This is a genomic window from Streptomyces sp. NPDC060194, from assembly GCF_042728285.1.
Lineage (GTDB): Bacteria > Actinomycetota > Actinomycetes > Streptomycetales > Streptomycetaceae > Streptomyces.
Genome location: NZ_JBHWZH010000002.1, coordinates 86,541 through 93,019, shown reverse-complemented (window position 1 = coordinate 93,019; position 6,479 = coordinate 86,541). Strand labels below are relative to the sequence as shown.

The following is a 6,479-nucleotide window of genomic DNA, read 5'->3' as shown; positions in this document are numbered from 1 at the left end:
CGCGCGTGGCGTCCCCGCCGCCCCTGGGGGTGCCGTCCGGTGCCTCAGCTCACCGGCGTGTTGAAGGCCCACACTGCGCTGAAGTATAGCCCGGCGGTGGCGTGGCAGGCCGAGCGGGCCGCGACGGACCGGTTCGGGGTGACGTCGCAGACGCGGTGCAACTCGTCGGAGAAGCGGTTGTGGCAGGCGTAGGCGGCGTTGCGGTGCTGGGTCAGGTTCGTCCGGCCGGCGACCCGGTCGGCGTCGGCCTGCGCGCGACAGGAGTCGTGGTTGCGGCAGGGCTGCGTGTAGTCGAAGCCGAACGGCTGGTCGGGGACGCCGGTGGTCCACGGGTCCTGCCCGCAGGCGTCGGGTGCGCCGAGGGTGGTGACGGCGGCGGGGGCGGCCTGGACGGGGGCGGCCACGGGGGCGGCCTGCGCGGACGGGGCGCTCACGCCGAGTGCGGCGAGGGCGACGGCCACGGTTGCGGCGGCGGTGCGGAGGGACGTCATCGTCAATCTCCTCAAGGACGCGGAACGGTCCCGCGCACCATAGAGCGCGTTCATGACAACCCACAAGAGGCCCTGCAGTAACGGGAGTTACACCCCGACACCCTTTCGGCGGCCCGCCGTCGCGGTCGCCCTCGACCGGCCGGCGTTCCGGACGACCGGAACGGGGCAGTACTCCGTCGGAGCGCCGTCGGACGCCGCAAGGCGGTCGCCGGGGCACCGGATCCGGAACCCTCGCGAGGAAGTACAGGTATGCAGACACGACACCTCGGCAACGACACCGTCGGACGGCACGAGGTCGGGGCCGTCGGCCTGGGCCTGATGACGTTCGACCAGACCGGCCCGCAGCCGCGGCGGCAGCTCCTCGACACGGTGACGGCGGCCCTGGAGGCGGGCGTCACGCTGTTCGACACCGCGGACGCCTACGGCCCCGGCGACGAGAAGGGCGCCGGCGCGCAGGGGGAGAACGAGCGCCTCGTCGCCGGCCTCCTGGACGAACTCGGCGCCCGCGACCGGGTCCTGCTGGCCACCAAGGGCGGCCACGTCCGCACCGACGGCGGCGGCTGGGACACCGACAGCTCGGCCTCGCACCTGCGCAAGGCCGTCGACGACTCGCTCGGCCGCCTCGGCGTCGAGCGGATCACCCTGTGGCAGCACCACCGGCCCGACCCGGCCGTGCCCTACGAGGAGGTCGTGGGCACGCTCAAGGAGATCCACGACAGCGGCAAGGTGGCCATGGTGGGGCTCTCCAACGCCGACCCGGCGCAGATCCGCCTCGCCCACGCCGTCCTCGGCGACGCGCTCGTCAGCGTGCAGAACCAGTTCTCCCCCGGCTTCCGCAGCAGCGCTCCCGAGATCGAGGTCTGCGCCGAACTCGGGCTCGCCTTCCTGGCCTGGAGCCCGCTCGGCGGCCTCGCCGACGCGAAGGAACTCGCCGCGCGGCACCCCGCGTTCCGGTCCGTCGCGGACGAACTCGGCGTCTCCCCGCAGCGGGTCGCCCTCGCGTGGGAGCTGGCCCGGTCCCCCGCGGTCATCCCGATCCCCGGCGCCAAGCACCCCGCCTCCGTCACCGACTCCGCCGCGGCGGCCGACCTCACCCTCACCCCGGACCAGCTCGCCCGCCTCGACGCGAGCTGAGCAGCGGCAACTCCCGCGGCAGGCACGGCGCTTGACGGCCCCCGCCCGCCGTCAGGGCGTCACCGGCACACCCGGGTTCACCAGCCCGCGGCCGCCGGTGACGGTGTTGTCGGGCGTCACCCTCGTCGGGCACGCGGCGCTGTGGTCGATGGCGTGGATCGCGTAACGACCGCTGCCCGTCGCCCCGTTGAGGTCGGCGTGGTTGCCGCGGAACACCGTGCCGCACCCCCAACCGGGGACCTGGGTGTGCACCTCGAAGCCGTTGTTCGTCGTGTTCACCCCCCGGTTGCCCTCGATGACGTAGTCGTTGCCCTTGACGTCCACCCAGGAGTCGTCGAAGTTGCGGCCGGTCAGGCCCGTGCCGTCGAAGGTGTTGTCCGCGACCCGGCCGCCGGTGGTGCCCTCCTTGAGGTCCACCGCCTCGCCGCGCACCCACGGGCCGAAGGTGTTGCCCAGGATCTGCACCCGGTCGCTGCGGTCGGACAGCGTGTTCGCCGTCCCGACGTACACGCCCTCGCCCATGCCGCGGCCGTCCTGGCCGGTGTCGTGGATCCAGGAGTCGCGCAGCACCCCGTCGGTGCTCGACGTCCGGAAGTGGACGCCCTCCATGGTCAGGTCGTGGACGGTCACCCCGTCGACCACGACGCCGGCCGCCGCGTCGATCATCATGCCCTTCTGGGCGTGGGTGAGCGTGACGCCCTGCACGGTCCAGTACGAGGCCCCGTTCAGGTGCAGGACGTTCCCGCCGCCGGTGCTCGTCCGCAGGACGGCGCGGGACGAACCGGTCAGCGTGATGCGCGCGTCGGCGCGGGCGGCGGCGGTGGCCTTGAAGTTGCCGGTGTAGACACCGTCCGCGAGCCGGATGGTGTCCCCCGGCGCGGCCGCCTGCAGCGCTGCCTTCAGCTGCGCGCCCGTCACGACGGCGACCGTCCGCCCGTCGCCCGCGGCGGCAGGCGCGCCGGCGAGCGCGGTGAGGGTCGCGGCGACCGCGACGGCTGCCAGGGAGCGGCGGCCCGTGGTGTTTCCCATGGAAGACCTTCCGACGAACGACGACGTGCGGTGGGGGCGCACGCGCCCAGTGTGCGCCATGCCCACATCAAGGCCTAGACCAACACCGGGAGTTGCGGGCGGACGCGGGAGCGACGCGGACAGCGGCCGGCCCCGCGCCGACGGCCTTCCGTCGGACGCGGGGTGCGGGGCGCGCCGTGCGCGGGTCACGCGCGGGCCGCGGTGGACCTCGCGCGGAGGAAGACCGCGGCGACGAGCACGCCGAGCAGGACGAGCGCGGTGTTGGCCGCGACGGCCACGGTGACGCCGTGGAGGACCGCGCCCGCGGTGGCCGCGCCGGCGGTCGCCGCGGTGACGACCGTCGACATGATCGGGGTTCCCATGGTGATGCCGACCTGCTGGGACATCGTGGCGAGCCCGGTGGCCAGGCCCTGCTCGTGGTCGGGCAGCCCGGACGTGGCGGTGACCATGAACCCGACGATGACGAGCATGTTGCCGACCCCGCCGAAGAACGTCGCCGGCAGCAGCAGCGCCATCGAGGCGGTCGTGGTGGTGCCGAGGAACAGGAGCGCGGCGGTGAAGACGGCCTGGACGACACCGCCGAACACCAGCGCGGTCGGGGTGGAGAAGCGGGCGATGACCTTCGGCGCGAGCATGCCGCCGACGACGGTGCCGATGCCGAGGACGCCGAAGGAGAGACCGGCCTCCAGCGGCGTGAAGCCCAGGGTCTTCTGGAGGTAGAGCGTCAGCAGGTAGACCAGGGAGGTCTCGGTGACGAAGGCCAGCAGGCCGACGACGTTGCCCCACGCGACGGAGGGCCGCGTGAGCACGCCCAGCGGGACCAGGGGCTGGTCGGCCCGGCGCTCGACGAGGACGAAGACGACCAGCAGCGCGGCGCCGGCGGCCAGGCCGACCAGTGTGTGGGCGTCGCCCCAGCCGTGCTCGCCGGCCCGGGTGAGGCCGTAGACGACGGCGAGCAGGCCGAGGGTGACCGACAGGGCCCCGGGCAGGTCGGGCTTCGGCCGGACCGCGGGCCGCGACTCGGTGATGACGGCCGGGGCGACGAGGAGCACGGCCAGCGCGACGGGGACGTTGACGAAGAACGCCCAGCGCCAGGAGAGCAGGTCGGTGAGCACCCCGCCGAGGACGGCCCCGGCGGTGAACCCGGCCGACATCAGCGCCCCGTTCAGGCCCAGCGCCTTCTGCCGCAGCGGCCCCTCGGGGAAGGAGGTGGTCAGCAGCGACAGGCCGGCCGGGGTGACGGCCGCGGTCGCCAGCCCCTGGAGGACGCGGGCGGCCAGCAGGACCTCGGGGCTCGTGGCGAGCCCGCCCATCAGCGAGGCCGCGCCCAGCACGCCCAGGCCCACGAGGAAGGTGCGCTTGCGGCCGACAAGGTCGCCGAGCCGGCCGAAGAGGAGGGTGAAACCGGCCGCGGCCAGCGCGAACGAGGTGGCGATCCACTGCAGGTCGGACAGCGAGAAGCCCAGGCCCTCGCCGACCACGGGCAGCGCGACGTTCAGGATCGAGAAGTCGACGGCCAGCATGAACTGGGCGACCAGCAGCACCGCCATGACGACCTTCAGCCGACCGGTCAGCGGCTGCGGGGGCGGTGTCGAGGCGGAGGTCCCGGCGGTGGACCGCGGGGCCGAATCGATGGTGGACATGACCGTCCTTTCGCAGGCCCCGCGAGGGCGGGGCGGGAGGAGCGCGGCGGAGGGGCACGGGCCGACCCGGCTGGCTTAACGGGTCTCGTGTGCCGTTACGTAGAGGACTGTAGCACTGCGGCGGCTCGTAAGAGAACCCTGGTTCCGATAAGATGGGGGTAGATCGAGTCCGCCACAGCCGGCAGGAGGCCGCCGTGCCCGAATCCCCCGCCCCGGGAACCGTCCGTCCCGGCGGACGCACCGCCCGCGTCCGCGACGCCGTCCTGCGCGCGGCGAGCGACGCCCTGGTCGAGGAGGGTTTCGCCGGGCTCGACCTGGCCGAGATCGCCCGCCGCTCGGACGTCGGCAAGACCACCGTCTACCGCCGCTGGGGGACGCCGGGGGCGCTGGCCGCCGACCTGCTGGAGGACATGGCCGCCCAGTCCCTCCCCCGCGCCGACACCGGCTCCGTCGAGGAGGACCTGCGCGCAAACGCCCGCCTCGTCGTGCGGACCCTCACCGACCCGCGCCAGGGGCGCCTGTTCAAGGCGCTCATCGCCGCGTCCCTCTGCAACGAGCAGGCCGCCGCCGCCCTCCACCGCTTCTACGCCGTCCGCATCGAGGAGTGGACCGGTTGCGTCACCGACGCCGTCGCCCGCGGCGAACTCCCCCACGGCACCGACCCCCACCGCGTCGTCGCCGCCGTCTCCGCCCCCCTCTACTACGCCCTCCTCAACACCGGCCACCCCCTCACGGACGCCGACGCCGACCACGCCGCCCTCTCCGCCGTCGCGGCGGCCCGTGCGGTGAGATGACGGATCGTCAGGAAGCCTTGCCTGCACGGGAATCCGCGCCACCAGACCTCACGACCGCGACGCGCCCCGTCCCGGCGCACGGTCCATCGGTCCATCCGGGTGGGCGCGAACGCGGTGCCGTCGGGGACGCTTCCGGCCTGCCGCGACGACCGGTTCAGGCGGCCAGGACCGACTCCCGTCCCGCGCCGGCGAATCACCACAAGCGATTTCCGATCGCCCCGAACCTGATCCGGGAACTGTCCGCCCCCAGTCCAAGCGGCCCGAGGCGATGCACCCCGGGCCGCTGCCCCGGCAAACGCCGCACTGAACCGCTCCGGGTTCGGAAGGAACGTCAGTTGGCGGTGGCGACCTGGGGTTTCGTGGTGGCCTCGTAGGTACGACGTCTCGCGCCCAGGGATGAACCAGACGCTGCGCACGATCTCGTCAGCCCATCGATGGGGGATCAACGAGGGCCGGTCGGCCGAGACCCCCCTCGCCCTCGGACCCGCCTGCCCCGGCGGGTGAGCCCAGCCGCCGGAACCCGGTCTGCCCGGTGCGACGGGACATGCCCGCTCAGGGTCAGGGTTCCGGATGCGGCGGCCCGGCGGCGGGGCGACCCCCACGAACATGCTGACACGCGCGTCAGGAAAGTGGCGTAGGATGCTGACACGAGCGTCGACAAGTTCCGTCGGCGCCGGACACGATCTGTGGAGTGATGTCAGAGATGTTCACTGTGATGAACCGGATTCCTGTTCCTGCTGCGGCTGCCGCGGGGTTCGAGGAGCAGTTCGGGGCGAGCATGGGCGCGCACCTGGCCGATGTGGAGGGCCTGCTGGGGGCTCGTCTGCTGCGGCCGCAGGGCGAGGGCGCCGTGTACGTGGCGGTGATGGACTTCGTCTCCAAGGACGCGTTCAGCGCCTGGATGCGGTCGGCGTCCTTCCACGACGCGCACTCGACGTCGTCGCCGGGCATGGCGGGCGACGTGGAGTCGTTCGAGACCGTGGTCGCCGTCGGCGCCTGAGGAGAGCGGATACGCCGAGCCGCTGGGCCGGTGGCCCGTCCACGCCCCGCTGTCCGGCTCGGGGCCGAGCAGCGGGACCTGACGGCCTTCCGAGTGGAGCCCACCGGCTCCCCCGCCCCCTCGCCCGTCTCGGGCAGGCCCCTGTCGAAGACGGGCGCCGACGGCGTCCCGGTCGGCCAGGACGCCGTAAGGAAGGCGTCCACACCGGCGACCGGCTCGCCGTCGGCCGGGCCCACACCCCGGTGACCGCCATCGGCCACGCCTCCTTCGGCGACGTCGGCACCGTCCACGCGCCGCTGCCGCTGCGGCAGAAGCCGCGCCACGGCCTTTTCGGCGAGGTCCCTGCCCCGTGGCCGACCAGGCCACCGCCGTGGCCCTGCGGCTCGCC

The 6,479-nt window shown here is 73.8% G+C and carries 6 protein-coding genes; 3 read left to right on the top strand and 3 right to left on the bottom strand.

The window, feature by feature from the left end:
* Positions 1–44: 44 nt before the first annotated feature.
* Positions 45–491, bottom strand: a complete 447-nt coding sequence (locus tag ACFWEG_RS00945) for a hypothetical protein (protein WP_387207694.1) — start codon at positions 489–491, stop codon at positions 45–47.
* 249 nt (positions 492–740) lie between these two features.
* Between ACFWEG_RS00945 and ACFWEG_RS00940 the strand changes: the two genes are divergently transcribed.
* On the top strand, positions 741–1,625 hold the full coding sequence (locus ACFWEG_RS00940; protein WP_387207692.1) for an aldo/keto reductase: 885 nt from the start codon (positions 741–743) through the stop codon (positions 1,623–1,625).
* A gap of 51 nt (positions 1,626–1,676) precedes the next feature.
* Here the strand turns inward: ACFWEG_RS00940 and ACFWEG_RS00935 are convergent, their stop codons facing one another.
* A complete protein-coding gene (locus ACFWEG_RS00935) occupies positions 1,677–2,654 on the bottom strand; it encodes a right-handed parallel beta-helix repeat-containing protein (RefSeq protein WP_387207690.1) in 978 nt (325 codons plus the stop codon).
* 185 nt (positions 2,655–2,839) lie between these two features.
* A complete protein-coding gene (locus tag ACFWEG_RS00930) occupies positions 2,840–4,297 on the bottom strand; it encodes an MFS transporter (protein WP_387207688.1) in 1,458 nt (485 codons plus the stop codon).
* Positions 4,298–4,491: 194 nt separating this feature from the next.
* Between ACFWEG_RS00930 and ACFWEG_RS00925 the strand changes: the two genes are divergently transcribed.
* Positions 4,492–5,091, top strand: a complete 600-nt coding sequence (locus ACFWEG_RS00925) for a TetR/AcrR family transcriptional regulator C-terminal ligand-binding domain-containing protein (RefSeq protein WP_387207686.1) — start codon at positions 4,492–4,494, stop codon at positions 5,089–5,091.
* A 703-nt stretch (positions 5,092–5,794) separates the two neighbouring features.
* A complete protein-coding gene (locus ACFWEG_RS00920; RefSeq protein ID WP_387207684.1) occupies positions 5,795–6,091 on the top strand; it encodes an antibiotic biosynthesis monooxygenase family protein in 297 nt (98 codons plus the stop codon).
* Positions 6,092–6,479 lie beyond the last annotated feature (388 nt).

Excerpts from the sequence above, each read along its gene's own strand:
- ACFWEG_RS00920 (WP_387207684.1), top strand. The coding sequence starts at position 5,795 with ATGTTCACTGTGATGAACCGGATTCCTGTTCCTGCTGCGGCTGCCGCG.
- ACFWEG_RS00940 (WP_387207692.1), top strand. The coding sequence starts at position 741 with ATGCAGACACGACACCTCGGCAACGACACCGTCGGACGGCACGAGGTC.
- ACFWEG_RS00945 (WP_387207694.1), bottom strand. The coding sequence starts at position 491 with ATGACGTCCCTCCGCACCGCCGCCGCAACCGTGGCCGTCGCCCTCGCC.
- ACFWEG_RS00930 (WP_387207688.1), bottom strand. The coding sequence starts at position 4,297 with ATGTCCACCATCGATTCGGCCCCGCGGTCCACCGCCGGGACCTCCGCC.
- ACFWEG_RS00935 (WP_387207690.1), bottom strand. The coding sequence starts at position 2,654 with ATGGGAAACACCACGGGCCGCCGCTCCCTGGCAGCCGTCGCGGTCGCC.